The 378-nt window shown below is 31.5% G+C and carries 1 rRNA gene; it reads left to right on the top strand.

What is annotated here, in order from left to right:
• Positions 1-271 precede the first annotated feature (271 nt).
• A 5S ribosomal RNA gene (rrf, locus tag IC174_RS20810) occupies positions 272-378 on the top strand; the annotation flags it as partial.

The following is a 378-nucleotide window of genomic DNA, read 5'->3' as shown; positions in this document are numbered from 1 at the left end:
GATAGGTCGAAGGTGTAAGTGCAGCAATGTATTTAGCTTATCGATACTAATAGGTCGAGGACTTGACCAATATTTATTTGATGTTCATTGATTAAAATATATATGTAGTTTTTAGAGTGCTAACTCTCTGTATTTAAATTTGTCAATAATTAGAGATTTTTAAGAATTTTATAAGCTTAAAATCGAATGAAAAAAGTATTGACATAATAAGACAAATATGTTATTATAATACTTGTCTTAGAAAAAAGATAAATGAAAATTTAGACAATAATCTGGTTATAATAGCAGAGAGGATACACCTGTTCCCATTCCGAACACAGAAGTTAAGCTCTCTAGCGCTGATGGTACTTGGTGGGAAACTGCCTGGGAGAGTAGGAC

The sequence above is a fragment of the Clostridioides sp. ES-S-0001-03 genome (assembly GCF_020676075.1).
Lineage (GTDB): Bacteria > Bacillota > Clostridia > Peptostreptococcales > Peptostreptococcaceae > Clostridioides.
This window is presented reverse-complemented; position numbering and strand designations above follow the sequence as displayed.